The organism is Peribacillus sp. TE19612 (genome assembly GCF_056279465.1).
In genome coordinates, this window is the sequence record NZ_JBWCCL010000010.1 from 205,368 (window position 1) to 223,017 (window position 17,650).

The 17,650-nt window shown below is 40.2% G+C and carries 15 protein-coding genes and 1 rRNA gene; 10 read left to right on the forward strand and 6 right to left on the reverse strand.

Annotated features, from left to right (window positions below; translation table 11 throughout):
• Nucleotides 1-19 precede the first annotated feature (19 nt).
• The 6 genes from mnmG to rpmH all read right to left on the reverse strand — a co-directional run bounded on the left by mnmG (nt 20) and on the right by rpmH (nt 5,789).
• Entirely contained in the window at nt 20-1,906 is a 1,887-nt protein-coding gene (gene mnmG / locus ACZ9AO_RS18705) for a tRNA uridine-5-carboxymethylaminomethyl(34) synthesis enzyme MnmG (RefSeq protein WP_318291595.1), read from the reverse strand.
• A gap of 21 nt (nt 1,907-1,927) precedes the next feature.
• Nucleotides 1,928-3,313, reverse strand: coding sequence for a tRNA uridine-5-carboxymethylaminomethyl(34) synthesis GTPase MnmE (gene mnmE, locus ACZ9AO_RS18710; protein WP_476109798.1), 1,386 nt, complete (start codon nt 3,311-3,313; stop codon nt 1,928-1,930).
• A gap of 337 nt (nt 3,314-3,650) precedes the next feature.
• Nucleotides 3,651-4,271, reverse strand: coding sequence for an RNA-binding cell elongation regulator Jag/EloR (gene jag, locus ACZ9AO_RS18715; protein ID WP_476109800.1), 621 nt, complete (start codon nt 4,269-4,271; stop codon nt 3,651-3,653).
• Nucleotides 4,268-5,056 (reverse strand): YidC family membrane integrase SpoIIIJ, encoded by a 789-nt coding sequence (spoIIIJ, locus tag ACZ9AO_RS18720; RefSeq protein ID WP_048687953.1) that lies wholly within the window; start codon nt 5,054-5,056, stop codon nt 4,268-4,270. The genes jag and spoIIIJ overlap by 4 nt, the downstream gene beginning before the upstream one ends.
• Nucleotides 5,057-5,217: 161 nt before the next feature.
• Nucleotides 5,218-5,574, reverse strand: coding sequence for a ribonuclease P protein component (gene rnpA / locus ACZ9AO_RS18725; RefSeq protein WP_048687950.1), 357 nt, complete (start codon nt 5,572-5,574; stop codon nt 5,218-5,220).
• 80 nt (nt 5,575-5,654) lie between these two features.
• Nucleotides 5,655-5,789 (reverse strand): 50S ribosomal protein L34, encoded by a 135-nt coding sequence (gene rpmH / locus ACZ9AO_RS18730; protein WP_034316183.1) that lies wholly within the window; start codon nt 5,787-5,789, stop codon nt 5,655-5,657.
• Nucleotides 5,790-6,721: 932 nt separating this feature from the next.
• Here rpmH and dnaA point away from each other — a divergent pair.
• The 10 genes from dnaA to ACZ9AO_RS18780 form a co-directional block, all read left to right on the forward strand.
• Nucleotides 6,722-8,071, forward strand: coding sequence for a chromosomal replication initiator protein DnaA (gene dnaA / locus ACZ9AO_RS18735; protein ID WP_034316187.1), 1,350 nt, complete (start codon nt 6,722-6,724; stop codon nt 8,069-8,071).
• 193 nt (nt 8,072-8,264) lie between these two features.
• Nucleotides 8,265-9,401, forward strand: a complete 1,137-nt coding sequence (gene dnaN / locus ACZ9AO_RS18740) for a DNA polymerase III subunit beta (RefSeq protein WP_476109803.1) — start codon at nt 8,265-8,267, stop codon at nt 9,399-9,401.
• A gap of 220 nt (nt 9,402-9,621) precedes the next feature.
• Nucleotides 9,622-9,834, forward strand: a complete 213-nt coding sequence (gene yaaA, locus ACZ9AO_RS18745) for a S4 domain-containing protein YaaA (RefSeq protein ID WP_034316192.1) — start codon at nt 9,622-9,624, stop codon at nt 9,832-9,834.
• Nucleotides 9,835-9,855: 21 nt separating this feature from the next.
• Entirely contained in the window at nt 9,856-10,974 is a 1,119-nt protein-coding gene (gene recF / locus ACZ9AO_RS18750; RefSeq protein ID WP_476109806.1) for a DNA replication/repair protein RecF, read from the forward strand.
• A gap of 12 nt (nt 10,975-10,986) precedes the next feature.
• Complete coding sequence (remB, locus tag ACZ9AO_RS18755; protein ID WP_034316197.1) at nt 10,987-11,250, forward strand: extracellular matrix regulator RemB; 264 nt, start codon at nt 10,987-10,989, stop codon at nt 11,248-11,250.
• Between the two features lie 74 nt (nt 11,251-11,324).
• Nucleotides 11,325-13,250 (forward strand): DNA topoisomerase (ATP-hydrolyzing) subunit B, encoded by a 1,926-nt coding sequence (gyrB, locus tag ACZ9AO_RS18760; protein ID WP_034316251.1) that lies wholly within the window; start codon nt 11,325-11,327, stop codon nt 13,248-13,250.
• A 95-nt stretch (nt 13,251-13,345) separates the two neighbouring features.
• Nucleotides 13,346-15,898, forward strand: a complete 2,553-nt coding sequence (gyrA, locus tag ACZ9AO_RS18765; RefSeq protein ID WP_048687939.1) for a DNA gyrase subunit A — start codon at nt 13,346-13,348, stop codon at nt 15,896-15,898.
• Nucleotides 15,899-16,244: 346 nt separating this feature from the next.
• Nucleotides 16,245-16,652 (forward strand): hypothetical protein, encoded by a 408-nt coding sequence (locus ACZ9AO_RS18770; protein ID WP_476109809.1) that lies wholly within the window; start codon nt 16,245-16,247, stop codon nt 16,650-16,652.
• Nucleotides 16,594-17,043, forward strand: coding sequence for an HD-GYP domain-containing protein (locus tag ACZ9AO_RS18775; protein WP_476109811.1), 450 nt, complete (start codon nt 16,594-16,596; stop codon nt 17,041-17,043). Before ACZ9AO_RS18770 ends, ACZ9AO_RS18775 begins: the two co-directional genes overlap by 59 nt.
• A gap of 540 nt (nt 17,044-17,583) precedes the next feature.
• A 16S ribosomal RNA gene (locus tag ACZ9AO_RS18780) occupies nt 17,584-17,650 on the forward strand; the annotation flags it as partial.

Here is a 17,650-nt window from a genome sequence, read left to right on the forward strand (position 1 = left end):
TCCTTTTCGGGTATTTCCGTTACTGAGACACTCTGGCAATCTTACCTTGTTCCAAATAAACAAGCAGAATGGAAACATCAGCGGGATTCACACCGGAAATTCTTGAAGCCTGAGCTACTGATAGCGGGTGGACCTGCTTTAATTTTTGACGTGCTTCCGTTGCAAGACCAGAAATTGCATCATAATCGATATTCTCTGGAATCTTTTTGTTCTCCATTTTTTTCAGGCGATCGACTTGCTGCAAGGATTTTTCGATATATCCTTCATACTTGATCTGGATTTCGACCTGTTCCGTCACTTCTTCACTCAGTTCGACATCACTTGGCGCCAACTTCTGAATATGGGAATAATCCATTTCAGGCCTTTTCAATAAATCGGAGGCACGGATTCCATCCTTTAACTCACTGCCGCCACTTGCAGTAATGACTTCTTGCACCTCTTTGGTCGGCTTGATGAAGTTTGATTTCAATCGTTGCTTTTCCATTTCAACCGCTTCTTTTTTCATAAGGAAACGTTTGTAGCGTTCTTCTTTGATCATTCCGATATTGAATCCAATTTCCGTTAAGCGTAGATCGGCATTATCATGACGCAATAATAAACGATATTCTGCACGTGAAGTCAGCAATCGGTATGGTTCATTCGTGCCTTTCGTTACAAGGTCATCAATGAGAACACCAATATAGGCATCCGAACGGCTTAAAATCAGTTCTTCCTTACCCATTGCATTCAATCCTGCATTAATACCGGCCATCAATCCTTGTCCTGCTGCTTCTTCATAGCCGGATGTCCCGTTGATTTGTCCAGCAGTATATAGATTTTTGATTTTCTTCGTTTCAAGTGTAGGCCATAGCTGCGTAGGAACGATGGCATCATATTCAATTGCATATCCAGCACGCATCATTTCCGCTTTTTCAAGTCCCGGAATTGTTTGCAGGATTTTCACTTGCACATCTTCAGGTAGACTGGTGGATAAACCTTGCACATAAACTTCCTTTGTATTGCGACCTTCAGGTTCCAAGAAGATTTGATGCCGTGGTTTATCATTAAAACGAACGACTTTATCTTCTATCGATGGACAATAACGCGGTCCGGTTCCTTTAATCATTCCGGAATACATTGGTGAACGGTGTAGATTCTCATCAATGAGCTGATGTGTACCCTCATTCGTATACGTTAACCAGCATGGCAATTGATCCGTTATGAACTTTGTTGTTTCATAAGAAAAGGCACGAGGCACTTCATCGCCAGGCTGAATTTCCGTTTTGCTGTAGTCTATAGAAGAACTATTCACACGTGGAGGCGTTCCTGTTTTAAAACGGACCAAATCAAATCCTAACTGCTCCAAGTGTTCGGAAAGCCTGATGGAAGGCTGCTGATTATTAGGGCCGCTTGAATATTTCAGTTCCCCTAAAATGATTTCACCGCGTAAATATGTTCCCGTCGTGATTACGACAGTTTTCGCACGATACACCGCACCTGTTTTAGTGATGACACCCGTACATACGTCGTTTTCAACAATTAATTCCTCTACCATTCCTTGAATCAATGTCAAATTTTCTTGGTCTTCTATCGTCTTTTTCATTTCTTGCTGATAAAGAAATTTATCTGCCTGCGCCCGCAAAGCACGAACGGCCGGACCTTTTGCCGTATTGAGCATCCTCATTTGAATATGGGTCTTGTCGATATTTCTTCCCATTTCCCCGCCTAAAGCGTCAATTTCCCTAACGACTATCCCTTTTGCCGGCCCGCCGACGGAGGGATTGCATGGCATAAAGGCGACCATATCCAAGTTAATGGTGATCATCAACGTTTTAGCTCCGACTCTTGCAGCTGCAAGGCCTGCTTCACTGCCAGCATGACCGGCACCAATAACAATGACATCATAGCTACCTGCTTCGTATTGCATATCCTTTTCCTCCTTTTACGTTTATTTTCCTAAACAAAATTGAGAGAACAATTGGTTGATCAAATTATCCTGAACGCTTTCGCCAATGATTTCTCCAAGTAACTCCCATGCTTTCGTGAAATCGATTTGAACCAAATCAACCGGTGTACCCATTTCAATAGCATCAATTGCATCTTCGATTGCCTGTAATGCCTGTCCCAGCAAAGCTATATGCCTTGCATTGGAAACATAGGTCAGGTCTCCCGTTTCTAAAGAACCTTCGAAAAATAAAGAAGCGATCGCTTCTTCCAATTCATCGACCCCTCGATCTTCCAGTAATGAAGTCGTAACAACTTTATGGGATGCCGCCTTTTCATTAACCTTTGCCATATCGATTTTTTGTGGAAGGTCTGTTTTATTGATGATAACGATAACATCCATTCCCTCAACCGCTTGGAATAGTTTCTCATCTTCAGTAGTGAAATCATCGGAATAGTTCAATACAAGCAATATTAAATCCGCTTCTTTTAATACTGCACGAGACCGTTCAACTCCAATTCGTTCAACGATATCTTCCGTTTCGCGAATTCCTGCTGTATCGACAAGTTTAAGCGGTACACCGCGAACATTGACATACTCTTCAATAACATCACGTGTTGTACCTGGAATATCGGTGACGATCGCTTTGTTTTCATGAACTAAGCTGTTAAGCAATGAAGATTTTCCGACATTAGGACGACCTATGATAACGGTCGCAAGCCCATCCCGAAGGATTTTCCCCTGTTGGGCCGTGTGAAGCAGTTTCTCTATTTCATTCTTCACATAACTGCCTTTTTCCAAAAATAAACGATGCGTCATTTCTTCGACATCATCATATTCCGGATAATCTATATTTACCTCGACTTGAGCGAGGGTCTGTAAAATTTCCTGACGCAGATTTTGGATTAATTTCGAAAGCCGTCCTTCCATTTGACCTAATGCAACATTCATGGCTTTATCCGTTTTGGCACGGATTAAATCCATAACGGCCTCAGCTTGGGAAAGATCGATCCTGCCATTCAAAAAGGCCCGTTTCGTAAATTCACCAGGTTCCGCTAAACGAGCACCTTGTGAGAGAATAAGCTGCAGTACCCGATTGACCGAAACGATTCCACCGTGACAATTTATTTCAACTACATCTTCCCTTGTAAATGTCTTTGGACCCATCATGACCGAAACCATGACTTCCTCTATGATTTCACCTGTTTTAGGCTGGATAAGGTGGCCATAATGAATCGTATGTGATTTCACTTCAAGCAATCCTTTTCCACCTGGTCCTTTAAAGATCCTATCGGCTATTTCTATGGCCTCATCACCGCTGATTCTAACGATGGCGATTGCCCCTTCCCCTAAGGGAGTAGAGATAGCGGTGATTGTATCGAATTCCATGCTTTCACCTCTTATATATTGATGGTTCTATTTTTTTTCTGATAATAAAATCGTCGAATCCCTAAATTACTACAATACCACAGTATATTCATGAAAAAAAGTAGATACTCCTTCCTTCCAAGAGTTATCCACACGCCATTAATCCATATTCTGTAACAACCATTTTAACTTATCCACATGTGAATAACAAATATCGCACGCTTCATTTTCTTCCATCCCCTTTACGGATCAAGAAAATATAAAAAGTTTGTCACTTATTGTTGAATGGAAAATTCGCAAAAAAAATATTCGACATACAATGCCTAAAAAAAAGAACCCCTGCTTAAAAGCAGAAGGTTCATTTAAGTGGAGTAATGACCAAGTGACGATATGGCTCCGTCCCACTTGAGGTTGTTTTTATTTTTGGATAATCCAGGAGAGCATTATGGATGACCTTACGTTCATAGGATGGCATCGGCTCCAATGAAACAGCTTTACCTGTTTTCGTGGCTTTATTTGCCATTCTTTCAGCCAATTGGATTAAGGTGTCATTGCGACGGCTTCGATAATCTTCTGCATCTACGGTAATATTCAAAAACTGCTTCGAATATCGATTAGCTACCAGCTGTGCTAAATACTGAAGTGAATTTAGTGTTTGACCCCTTTTTCCAATCAATAATGCAATTTTATCACCTGATAAATGGAATGTTACGTTCTTACCTTTACGGGTGACATCTATTTGTGCATTGACTTCCATTTCGACGCAGACATCCTTCAAAAATCCAAGTGTCTCTTCAATGGGATCCGGAGGCAATGTAACATGGACGATTGCCTTCCTTGCACCAAATAAACCAAAAAACCCTTTTTTGCCTTCATCTTCTACTTCAATTTCCACGCGATCCTTAGTGCTGTTCAATTGAGCTAAAGCTAAATTTACTGCTTCTTCGACAGATTGTCCTGTAGCAGTCACTTTTTTCACTTTTTCTTTGCCCCTCCCGCGTTTTCCGCAGCTGCTTTTCTAAGATCCGGACCTTTGATGAAATATGTTTGCACGATACCAAAGATGTTACCAACTACCCAGTAAAGAGAAAGAGCAGCGGGGAAATTAATAGCAAATACAACAATCATGATTGGCATGATGTAAAGCATCATCGTCATTTGTGCAGCCATTTGTGGGTTGGAGTTCATTCCAACCATGGACATCTTTTGTTGGATGAAAGTCGTGATACCTGCAACGACCGGTAAAATATAATAAGGATCCGGGGAACCTAAATCAAACCAAAGAAAACTATGTAAAGCAATTTCTTCCGTACGGCTGATTGCATGGTAAAATCCGATCAAAATCGGCATTTGCACCAATATCGGCAAACATCCCGCCAATGGATTCACATTATATTTCGAAAATAGAGCCATTGTTTCTTGCTGTAGTTTTTGTTGTGTGGCAGCATCTTTTGAGCTGTATTTAGCTTGAAGTTCTTTCATTTCAGGCTGAATGGCCTGCATGGCTTTCGAGCTTTTCACCTGTTTGATCATTAATGGAAGTAATGCCAGGCGAATGATTAGTGTAACGCCGATGATTCCCAAACCATAGTTCTCGCCGAATGCTTCAGAAAGCCAGATGATCAGGGCTGATAATGGATAGACAATGTATGAATTCCAAAAACCTTCACTATCCGCAGTAATAGGTTCTTTAATTTCCGTACACCCTGCCAACAGCATCATTATCGAGGCTAGTCCAATAATGAGTAATATTCGTTTTTTCAACCTTAATTTCCTCCTAACTGCAATCAATCTTTTTTGAAACAATTGTGAACTGTTTATTAGAAGATTTCAAGGAAAAGTAATCCACATTTACCACAGTTACAATCGGAATTTTCTATGTCATCTTACTCAAGTAACCATATGATACGAGGATTAAGGGGACTTTATTGTTTTTTCATTTTAAAGTTTAGTGATTTAGAACGCTTCAGGACATGTATCAAGCTGCTTTTCACCTGGAAAAAGTCCATCTCCGCCGCTGGTTTTCGAGCAATCACAATATAATCCTTACCCTCTTCTATATCTTCTTTCAATTCCAAAAACGCTTGCCGTATGTATCTTTTGATTTGGTTCCTTACAACGGCGTTCCCGATTTTTTTACTGACAGAAAGGCCGATCCTAAAATGATCCTGACCCGGCTTTTCAAGGACATAGACAACGAATTGCCGATTAGCAGAAGATTCACCTTTTTTAAACACAAGCTGAAATTCATCCTCTTTCTTAATCCTTAACTTTTTTTTCATTTTTACACCTTCATTACATGAATTGAGTCTCAGTAAATCCCTTATTTTGCGAAAAAAGACCACTGAGACTTTTCAGTGGTCTATGCAGATAATACTTTTCTGCCCTTACGGCGACGTGCAGCGATTACTCTACGTCCGTTTTTCGTGCTCATACGTGCACGGAAACCGTGAACTTTACTATGTTTGCGGTTATTCGGTTGATAAGTTCTTTTCATTATATGACACCTCCCTGAGGAATAACAGTTAAAGACAGTCTTTACAATTATATAGATGGAGGTTTCTACTTGTCAACCTCATCCATAAAAAATTTCTTTTTTTAATGCTCAATGTCCAGTAGGCCTTTTTTTACTACCTAGCCTATTGTAAATGATTTTGCCCCGAACTGATATAGAAATTTTTGGGGAAAGGGAAATTTCCATCATTTTATCCATGAGCACGAATATGAGATTCGCAAGTAATCCTCCTTTCCGACACAACATTCGACAAATTATAAGAATGAACCTGAATCACTTTCGATCTTTCCCCATGGAGGTCTTCCGGCTTGAACACCTGGTTCATATCAAATTAATTCGAGCCTATAATCACCGTCTGTGGATAAAATTCGACATGTTTTTTTCTATCCACATCTCATTTTAGAGACTTTTGCACATAACAATGGCCTGTGGAAAAGTTTTTCCCACAAGCTCGGTAAGTTGTGGATAAAGTTTTCTAACCCATTGCAAGACGCCTGAATTTCTGATATTATATTTGTGTTTTCACTCTGAATAACTTTATCAACAGGTAACGTTTATCCACAGACTGTGAATAACTTGTGGATAGTTTATCCGACCTGTGTATATTAATCTGTCCACAGATGGTGGATATTGTCGAAAACCCTTTTTTCTTCTTTATTATATATTTCTTAAAATACCTGTTGATGAATAAACATTCAAATCTACACTGGCTCACCAGATGTAGTCTGTACAAAGGTTGTACAGCGCAAGATATAGTTTTGGGCACTTCACATTACACAACACAAAAATTCCTTAATACAGCTCACCGAACCTTTGCTGTCAAAATTAATATGAAGACGGCAATCGATGAGTTTATTTGTGCCTATACATTTAAATAAAATGATTAAAATTTTTTTTGCAAAGGAGGGATAAGTTTGGATAACATCGATAGCCTCTGGAACCAGGCGCTCGGAAAAATCGAAAAGAAAATCAGTAAACCAAGCTTTGAAACTTGGCTTAAATCAACCAAGGCTTATTTACTGCAAGGTGATACATTAACAGTCACCGCTCCCAATGAATTTGCCAGGGATTGGCTTGAAGAACGCTATTCCCATCTTATTTCCGATGTATTGTTTGAACTTACCGGTGAGGAATTGGAAGCAAAATTCATCATTCCCCCCAATCAAGAAGATGATGATTTTGCCGTTCCTGTTCAGCCTAAAAAGATAAAAAAACAGGATAAAGAGCATGCTGCATTTCCACAGCATATGCTTAATGCGAAAAATACATTCGATACATTTGTCATCGGCTCCGGCAATCGTTTTGCCCATGCCGCGTCTCTCGCTGTCGCAGAAGCTCCGGCCAAAGCCTATAATCCCTTATTCATATACGGGGGCGTCGGCCTTGGAAAAACTCATTTAATGCATGCAATCGGGCATTATGTTCTAGAGCATAATCCGAATGCGAAGGTCGTTTATTTATCGTCTGAAAAGTTCACGAATGAATTCATCAACTCGATCCGGGACAATAAAGCTGGGGAATTCCGTGATAGATACCGAAGCGTGGATGTTTTATTAATTGATGATATTCAATTTCTTGCGGGAAAAGAACAAACTCAAGAAGAGTTTTTCCATACATTCAATGCGCTACATGAAGAAAGCAAACAGATCGTCATCTCGAGTGACCGCCCGCCAAAAGAGATACCTACACTAGAGGATCGCCTCCGTTCAAGGTTTGAGTGGGGCTTGATCACGGATATCACGCCGCCTGATCTGGAAACGCGGATTGCCATATTGCGTAAAAAGGCAAAAGCTGAGGGTCTTGATATCCCGAACGAAGTCATGCTCTATATAGCCAACCAAATCGATTCCAATATTCGTGAGCTTGAGGGTGCACTTATTCGTGTCGTCGCTTATTCTTCATTGATCAATAAAGATATAAATGCCGATTTGGCAGCTGAAGCATTAAAAGACATCATTCCTAGCTCAAAACCTAAAATAATCACCATCTTGGAAATCCAGAAGACGGTCGGTGAACATTATAGTGTCAAACTTGAGGATTTCAAGGCGAAAAAACGGACTAAATCCGTGGCCTTTCCAAGACAGATTGCCATGTATCTTTCCAGGGAATTGACGGACTCATCCCTGCCCAAGATAGGTGATGAATTTGGAGGCCGCGATCATACGACCGTCATCCATGCGCATGAAAAAATCTCCAAGCTCATGCAAACGGACACCCAGCTTCAACGTCAGGTTAAAGAAATCCAGGACCAGCTGAGGGTATAATGGATTCTGGATAATGTGAATAACTGGCGACTACTTACACACAGTCTGTCCACATGTGGATAGACTGTTTTTCCTTAGGTTGAGTGGACTTATCCACATATCAACAGGGCCTACTACTATTACTACTATCTTTTTTAATAAAAATTATTAATAAATATGCCTATTCGGCAATAAAAAAATTGGAGGATGAAACATGAGATTTATAATCCAAAGAGATCGATTAGTTCATAGTGTCCAAGAAGTAATGAAAGCAGTCACATCAAGAACGACAATTCCGATCCTAACAGGGATAAAGATAAGCGTTACTAGTGAGGGGGTCACTCTAACAGGTAGTGATTCAGATATTTCCATCCAATCATTCATTCCCGCTGAGGTTGACGGAGATGAAATTGTTGAAGTTAAAAGCAGCGGCGGTATTGTCCTGAATGCCCGTTTTTTCAGTGAAATTGTCAAAAAGCTGCCGATGGATACTGTAGAAATTGAAGTGGAGAATAACTTTCAAACGATTATTCGCTCGGGAAAAGCTGAATTTAATCTTAATGGACTGGATCCTGAGGAATATCCGCATCTTCCGATCATTGCAGAAGAAAATATTTTCAAACTTCCAACGGACCTTTTAAAGACCCTTATCCGCCAAACTGGCTTTGCAGTGTCCACGTCAGAAACACGCCCCATCTTAACAGGTGTAAACTTGAAGGTTCAAGATGACGAATTGACCTGTATTGCAACAGATAGTCATAGGCTTGCAATGAGAACAGCCAAAATAGAAAATAAAATTAACGGGACCTATAGCGTTGTCATCCCAGGTAAAAGTCTGAATGAGTTAAGTAAAATCCTTGATGATACAAATGAACTCATTGAAATCGTCATTACCGAAAACCAAGTACTTTTCAAAGCTGAAAATTTATTATTCTTCTCAAGACTTCTTGAAGGCAATTATCCCGATACATCACGATTGATTCCATCAGATAGCAAAACCGATGTGACTGTTCACACCAAGGATTTCCTTCAAGCGATCGACAGGGCTTCTTTATTGGCGAGAGAAGGAAGAAATAATGTCGTTAAATTGACAACCCTGGAAGGCCGTATAATCGAAGTCTCTTCCAATACTCCTGAAATTGGTAAAGTAATTGAGGAAGTTCAGGCAGAAGCCATTGAAGGTGAAGACCTGAAGATCTCATTCAGTGCCAAATTTGTAATGGATGCTCTAAAGGCATTGGAAGGTTTCGATATAAAAATTAATTTCACAGGTGCAATGCGTCCGTTTGTCATTCGTCCGCTACATGACGATTCCATGCTGCAATTAATTCTCCCGGTAAGAACTTACTAAGCTAAAATAATATTTCAAAAAAATTAAAGGCTTGTGTAGCAGGTCTTTAATTTTTTTATATTTAAAGATAGATTTCCAAAGGGTTTTTGGCGTTTTTTAAATGCTGTACGGAACGCTGAATCGCTAAAAATAAGAACTGAAAAAGCTATACTTTGTCTTAATGGGATTAATTTAGTAAAATGAAATATTAAAGACTACTTAGAAAAGAGTGAGGCATGAAATGGACTCCATAAAAATCAATACTGAATATATTACGCTAGGACAATTCCTGAAATTGGCCGATTTAATCCAAAGCGGCGGAATGGCGAAATGGTTCTTAAGTGAATACGAGGTTTACATTAATGGCGAATTAGACGTGAGAAGAGGCAGAAAATTAAGATCAGGTGATAAAATAGAGATTCCTGGATTTGGCACCTACACAATTACAAGCTAAAACATAAGGGAAGAGCGGAATATGTATATTGAAAATATAAGTTTGAAAAATTACCGCAACTATACCGAATTGAATCTGACTTTTGAGAATAAAGTCAATGTAATCCTCGGCGAAAATGCTCAAGGAAAAACAAACGTCATGGAATCTATTTTCGTTTTAGCAATGGCAAAATCTCATCGCACCTCAAATGATAAAGAACTTATTCGCTGGGATGAAGAGTATGCTAAAATAGAGGGAAGAGTTAGAAAGAGAAATACCTCAATACCACTTGAGCTGACCATTTCAAAAAAAGGGAAAAAGGCGAAGTGCAACCATATTGAACAAAGAAAGTTGAGTCAATATGTCGGAAATATGAATGTGGTCATGTTTGCGCCTGAGGATCTAAACCTTGTAAAGGGAAGTCCTCTAGTCAGACGCCGTTTTATAGATATGGAAATTGGCCAGGTTTCTCCCGTATACCTTCATGATATGAGCCAATATCATAAAATACTTCAACAAAGAAATCATTACTTAAAGCTTCTGCAGACCCGGAAACAAACGGATACGACGATGCTTGACGTGCTGACCGACCAATTTATTCGGTATGCAGCGAAAATTGTCGAAAGAAGATACGAGTTTCTTTTAAAGCTCCAGCAATGGGCAGAGCCGATTCATTCGGGGATCTCCAGAAATCTAGAAGTATTGAAAATCCAATATAAACCGTCGCTTGATGTATCAGAATCTATGGATTTGACGAAAATGATAGAAGTATACACAGAAAAATTTGATAAAATAAAAACAAGGGAAATTGAACGGGGTGTAACACTGGTAGGTCCTCATCGTGACGACCTGGTTTTTTTTGTGAATGACCGTGATGTCCAGACATACGGTTCACAAGGACAACAGCGCACAACGGCCCTGTCTTTGAAACTTGCCGAAATTGAGCTGATCCATGAAGAAATCGGCGAGTATCCCATTTTATTATTGGATGATGTGTTATCGGAACTTGACGATTTCCGTCAATCCCATTTACTGAATACGATACAAGGGAAAGTGCAAACATTCGTGACGACACCCTCCGTTGATGGAATCGATCATCAAACCCTAAGAGAAGCGTCCACCTTTTATGTTAGTCAAGGAAGTATAAAAAAGGTTAAATGATGAGGTGAATGTATGTATCTCCATATTGGTGAAGACATTCTTGTGAAAACGGACGATGTCATAGCCATTTTAGATAAGAAGCTGCTCCAGGCCTCTCCAATCATGAGTGAATTTTTGGAGAAAAAATCTGATGTAACTTCCCATTTAGCAAAAAACTCGGTTAAATCGATTGTAGTGACGGACAAACAGGTATATTATTCACCGCTTGCGTCGTCCACTTTGAAAAAGCGTTCACTGCAGCCATCGCTCTTAATCGATGATATAGATATTCTTTGAATTGTAGCTAAACGTTATAATTACTCCTTAAAATTGATAATGCCAAAAGAAAAGTGTAGGTGATACGTATGACAATGGAACAAAAAGAAGTACAAGCTCAGGCATACGATGAGAATCAGATACAGGTTTTAGAAGGCTTAGAAGCAGTTCGTAAACGTCCGGGGATGTATATCGGCACTACCTCTGCAAAAGGACTTCACCATCTTGTTTGGGAAATTGTCGATAATAGTATTGATGAGGCACTAGCCGGTTTCTGTACGGAAATCAAAGTGACGATCGAAGAAGACAATAGCATAACCGTAGTCGATAATGGTCGGGGAATTCCTGTGGGGATCCATGAAAAAATGGGACGCCCAGCTGTAGAAGTAATCATGACGGTCCTTCATGCGGGCGGTAAATTTGGCGGCGGAGGTTATAAGGTCTCCGGCGGTCTGCATGGTGTGGGGGCATCAGTAGTTAATGCCTTATCCACGGTATTGGAAGTTTACGTTCATCGTGAAGGTAAAATCCATTATCAGCAATTTAACCGCGGTATCCCAAAAGAAGATTTGAAAATCATCGGGGAAACCGATCATACCGGAACGACTGTACACTTCATTCCTGATGGTGAAATCTTCACGGATACCCTGGAATATGACTTCGATACATTAGCCACACGAATCCGTGAGCTTGCATTCCTGAATAAAGGGTTGAAGCTGATCATTGAAGATAAACGTGAAGAAGAAGAAAAAATCAGGGAGTTCCACTATGAGGGCGGTATCAAATCTTATGTTGAGCATTTGAACCGTTCTAAAGAGGTATTGCATGAGGAACCGATTTTCATGGAAGGCGAGAAAGATGGAATTTCCGTTGAATTGGCTTTGCAATATAATGACAGCTATATCAGTAATGTCTTTTCTTTTGCCAATAATATCCATACCTATGAAGGCGGTACACATGAATCAGGATTCAAGACTGCTTTGACCCGTGTCATCAATGATTATGCACGGAAAAATGGTCTTTTAAAAGAAGCTGATGCCAATTTCTCAGGTGAAGATGTCCGGGAAGGTTTAACGGCAATCATTTCGATTAAGCATCCTGATCCACAATTTGAAGGTCAGACGAAAACCAAACTCGGAAACTCTGAGGTAAGAACGGTTACTGATTCCATTCTTTCGGAACGACTTGATGCCTTCTTATACGAAAATCCTGCCGTGGCCCGAAAAATTGTAGATAAAGGGCAAATGGCAGCGCGAGCCCGATTGGCAGCGAAGAAAGCACGTGAATTGACCCGGAGGAAAAGTGCTTTGGAAGTATCGAATCTACCAGGTAAATTGGCAGATTGTTCTTCTAAGGACCCGAGTATCAGCGAATTATACATCGTTGAAGGAAACTCTGCGGGAGGATCGGCAAAACAAGGGCGGGACCGCCATTTCCAAGCTATCTTGCCGCTAAGGGGTAAAATCCTTAATGTTGAAAAAGCGCGATTGGACAGAATCCTGCATAATGAAGAAATAGGTACGATCATCACAGCACTTGGAACAGGGATTGGTGATGAATTCAATACTGAAAAAGCTAGATACCATAAAATTGTTATCATGACCGATGCGGATGTGGATGGTGCCCATATCAGAACACTGATGTTGACATTCTTCTACCGGTATATGCGAAAAATCATCGAGTATGGATATATATATATTGCTCAGCCGCCACTTTTCAAGATTCAGCAAGGGAAAAAAGTGGATTATGCTTATAATGACCGCGAGCTTGAAGAAATCATGGCAAGTTTGCCAAGTACTCCAAAGCCTAACCTGCAGCGTTATAAAGGGCTGGGGGAAATGAATCCGGAGCAATTGTGGGAAACGACCATGAACCCAGAAACGAGAACGCTGCTTCAAGTCAGTTTGAAAGATGCCGCCGAGGCAGATGAAACTTTCGAGATGCTGATGGGCGACAAGGTGGAACCGCGACGTAACTTCATTGAAGAAAATGCAATTTATGTAAAAAATCTTGATATCTGATTTTTGACAGGATGCTTTTTACATCCTGTTCTTTACATAGTGCATGAACAGTTAAAATTAAATGAGATATAAGCTTTTATTAGGAGGTTGGCTCCATGTCAGAAAATGAAAGATCAGGTGTTAAAGAAATAAATATAAGTACCGAGATGCGGACATCGTTTTTGGATTATGCGATGAGCGTTATCGTGTCGCGGGCTTTACCTGATGTAAGGGACGGTTTGAAACCGGTACACCGAAGAATTCTTTATGCAATGAACGATCTTGGAATGACTTCGGATAAACCATTTAAGAAATCAGCCCGTATTGTCGGGGAAGTTATCGGTAAATATCACCCGCATGGTGATTCGGCAGTATATGAAACGATGGTACGGATGGCGCAACCTTTTAACTATCGCTATATGCTTGTAGATGGACATGGGAATTTCGGTTCGGTCGATGGTGACCAAGCTGCCGCAATGAGGTACACCGAAGCGAGAATGTCGAAAATCTCGATGGAGTTACTCCGGGACTTAAATAAAGATACGGTCAATTTCCAGGATAACTACGATGGTTCAGAAAGAGAACCAGCCGTCATGCCTGCCCGTTTCCCGAACTTGTTGGTGAATGGTTCATCAGGAATAGCGGTAGGAATGGCAACCAATATTCCGCCCCATCAATTAGGTGAGGTAATTGACGGCGTATTGGCTTTAAGCAAGAATCCTGAGATTACAATTCCAGAGTTGATGGAATATATTCCTGGTCCGGACTTTCCGACAGCTGGTTTGATTTTAGGGAGAAGCGGAATCAGAAAGGCCTATGAAACCGGTAAAGGGTCAATCATTCAACGGGCGAAAGTCGAGATTGAAGAGAAACCGAATGGTAAACAGGTAATCCTTGTTAAGGAAATCCCTTATCAAGTGAATAAAGCAAGATTGATTGAAAAAATAGCAGAACTTGCCCGAGATAAGAAAATCGAAGGCATCACCGACTTACGGGATGAATCGGATCGCAATGGCATGCGTATTGTCATGGAGCTTCGAAAGGATGTTAATGCGAATGTCCTTTTAAACAACCTGTATAAGCATACCGCGATGCAGACCACCTTCGGAATCAATCTGCTTGCTTTGGTGGACGGTCAGCCAAAGGTGCTGAATTTAAAACAATGCCTGCGCTACTACTTGGAGCATCAGCAGGTAGTCATACGGCGCAGGACTGAATTTGAACTGCGGAAAGCGGAGGCCCGTGCCCATATTTTAGAAGGTTTGCGTATTGCACTTGATAATTTGGATGCAGTCATTTCGTTGATCCGCAGTTCCCAAACGACAGATATTGCCCGTGAAGGCTTAATGACACAATTCTCACTTTCCGAAAAACAGGCGCAAGCTATCCTGGATATGCGTTTACAGCGCTTGACAGGTCTGGAACGTGAAAAAATCGAAGATGAATATCAGGCATTAATGGCTATAATTGCAGAATATAAAGCAATTCTTGCTGATGAGGAAAAGGTTCTTGAAATTATCCGTGAAGAGCTTCTTGAAATTAAAGAACGTTTTGATGATAAACGGAGAACTGAAATCACATTAGCCGGCTTTGAAAGCCTGGAAGATGAAGATTTAATCCCAGAGGAAAATATAATCGTGACACTTACGCATAACGGTTATATTAAACGCTTGCCTGCAACCACATACCGCAGTCAAAAACGCGGGGGGCGCGGAATACAGGGTATGGGAACGAATACAGATGACTTTGTCGGTCACTTGTTAACCACTTCGACTCATGACACTCTATTATTCTTCACCAACAAAGGTAAAGTCTATCGTTCAAAAGGATATGAAATACCTGAATATGGCAGGACGGCAAAAGGATTGCCGCTTATCAACTTGTTGGAAGTCGATAAAGGCGAGTGGGTCAACGCAATCATACCTGTGAAGGAATTTGCGGACGATTGGTATTTATTCTTCACGACCAGACATGGTATATCAAAGCGTACACCTTTATCGTCTTTTGCAAATATCCGTAATAACGGTTTAATTGCCCTAGGTTTACGTGAAGATGATGAATTGATCTCTGTCCGACTTACGAATGGAGAGAAACAGATCATAATTGGAACGAAGTCCGGAATGATGATTCGTTTCCCTGAGACGGATGTACGGACAATGGGACGTACTGCAGCAGGAGTAAAAGGGATTTCCTTAGGGACGAATGATGAAGTTGTCGGAATGGAAATTCTTGAAGATGATGAAGAAGTCCTGATCGTTACGAAAAACGGTTATGGAAAAAGGACCTCTGCGGAAGAATACCGTATTCAAAGCCGTGGAGGCAAAGGAATAAAAACATGTAATGTCACTGAGAAAAATGGTGAACTTATAGCCGTGAAAACAGTTACGGGTGAAGATGAAGATTTGATGCTGATTACAGCAGCTGGTGTATTGATCCGAATGGAAGTCGAAGGCATTTCTAAAACGGGCCGTAATACACAGGGTGTTAAGCTCATCCGACTCGAATCCGCAGATAATGAATATGTTTCTACGGTGGCCATCGTAGGAAGGGAAGAAGAAGAAGAAAAAGACATGGATATAGAGGCTGTAACAACTCTAGATCCGGATTCTGATCCTGAACCTACTGTAAATGAAGAAAATGAAGAAACTGAAAAAGATACGGAAGAATAATCTTTTCCTAAAAAAGGGGTTCGGAATTAAAATTCCGAACCCCTTTTGAAATTCCCTTTGATTATTTTTAAAACAATGAGAAAGCGGGAGTATCTGCAGGCAACGTTCAAATTGTATAAACCGTAAAAAAACTGTAGACCCAGCAATAAAGCTGGGTTTTTTTTGCATTAGCTCGGTTTCAAAGTGATATCAGAGTGTTCGGGTTTGGGTAAAAAGACTCGTTTGCCTCGAAGGGATTTCCTGATAAATTGCTTTTTTTTAGGTATTTGATCGATCATAAAAAAATAGTTTTCACCATGTTTTTCAAGTAAACTGATACTCATTAATACTTCCGAGGTGAAACGTTTTGCTAGTGAAAACTCACTATTTAATTGAAGGCTGCAGCATCTCTAAAGAGATTAGAGGTCTTTCGAACCGCCCCATAATGTATGAAAAAACAATATTGACCACGCGATTAATTGAGGCATTGCAAGCTTTTTTAATAACAGAGGTAAGCGTTGAAAAAACTTTGATTGATGGAAAGAAATTTTTGCCGAAAGAAGTAATCGATCCAGAATTGCAAGAAAGGGGAAAGTCATCGGATTTTACTGATTTGTATCTTAAGTCAGTACAAACATATAAACGATTATTTAAAAATTGGCAGGCGGGCAGTAAAGTCGAAGTGGCCATGATCCGTTTAATCATGATCCCCCCTTATGGACAAGGCTTTAGAGGAACCAGAAAACATTTTGATGCTGCACCACTATTGCAATAAAGAAGAATATGTATTTCATCATGCTATTTCCATTGGATTGATAGGAGGATATATTGCATTTAAAATGAAATGCAATAGGGCTGATGTCTATCAAGCTGCAATTGGCGGATGTCTGGCAGATTGCGGGATGGCAAAGCTGCCACCAAGATTATTAAATAAAAGGGAAAGCCTGACGGCAGATGATTATAAGGAGATACATGCCCATCCCATTTTCAGCTACAAGATGATAAAGGATAGTTCCATCATTAAGGATAGTGTGAAGGTAGCCGTTCTAGAGCATCATGGAAGGTTAGATGGAACGGGTTATCCCAACAAAGCCCATGAACTTATTTTCAAAAATCATTGCTGTTGCAGATGTATTTCACGCCATGACTTCCGAAAGGGCATATAGAAAGAAACAGTCACCGTTTAAGGTATTGGAAATGATCTTCCATGATGACTTTGGTAAATTTGATATTGCGGTAGTTAAAACCTTGTTATCAAGCTACGCTAATTTTTCCATAGGAAGCCGGGTCAAACAAGACCGGTCGTAAAGGTGATGGATAGTGGGCAAAAATATCAATTTAGGGATTAATCGTGAATTATATATAGAAGAAATACTATAATGTTTAAAGAAAAATTCCACTCTTGAAATGTAAGCTTTTTCTTCTTGATCAGGGGTAAAGTCATAGTATTTGAAATCTATGAATGGATGTATATTATTTATTTTAAAATAACTATTGCTTTTATTCCTGATACTAGATATAATAACTAAGTCGACAGCGAAAGAATAAAGTCGTTGACAAGAAATAATATAGATGATATATTATTAAAGTCGCTTACGAAGTAACGACGATAAATCGCTCTTTGAAAACTGAACAGAACAAAGCGCCAACGTTAAATTTTAAGTGAGCACACACTATCAAAAAAGCAAATGAGCAAGTCAAACATTTCTTCGGAGAGTTTGATCCTGGCTCAGGACGAACGCTGGCGGCGTGCCTAATACATGCAAGTCGAGC

What these genes read in the sequence shown, in the direction of transcription:
- ACZ9AO_RS18775 (WP_476109811.1), top strand. Translation starts at nt 16,594, where the DNA reads ATGGACAAGGCTTTAGAGGAACCAGAAAACATTTTGATGCTGCACCAC.
- rpmH (WP_034316183.1), bottom strand. Translation starts at nt 5,789, where the DNA reads ATGAAAAGAACTTATCAACCGAATAACCGCAAACATAGTAAAGTTCAC.
- rnpA (WP_048687950.1), bottom strand. Translation starts at nt 5,574, where the DNA reads ATGAAAAAAAAGTTAAGGATTAAGAAAGAGGATGAATTTCAGCTTGTG.
- dnaN (WP_476109803.1), top strand. Translation starts at nt 8,265, where the DNA reads ATGAGATTTATAATCCAAAGAGATCGATTAGTTCATAGTGTCCAAGAA.
- mnmG (WP_318291595.1), bottom strand. Translation starts at nt 1,906, where the DNA reads ATGCAATACGAAGCAGGTAGCTATGATGTCATTGTTATTGGTGCCGGT.
- gyrB (WP_034316251.1), top strand. Translation starts at nt 11,325, where the DNA reads ATGGAACAAAAAGAAGTACAAGCTCAGGCATACGATGAGAATCAGATA.
- mnmE (WP_476109798.1), bottom strand. Translation starts at nt 3,313, where the DNA reads ATGGAATTCGATACAATCACCGCTATCTCTACTCCCTTAGGGGAAGGG.
- remB (WP_034316197.1), top strand. Translation starts at nt 10,987, where the DNA reads ATGTATCTCCATATTGGTGAAGACATTCTTGTGAAAACGGACGATGTC.
- recF (WP_476109806.1), top strand. Translation starts at nt 9,856, where the DNA reads ATGTATATTGAAAATATAAGTTTGAAAAATTACCGCAACTATACCGAA.
- gyrA (WP_048687939.1), top strand. Translation starts at nt 13,346, where the DNA reads ATGTCAGAAAATGAAAGATCAGGTGTTAAAGAAATAAATATAAGTACC.
- yaaA (WP_034316192.1), top strand. Translation starts at nt 9,622, where the DNA reads ATGGACTCCATAAAAATCAATACTGAATATATTACGCTAGGACAATTC.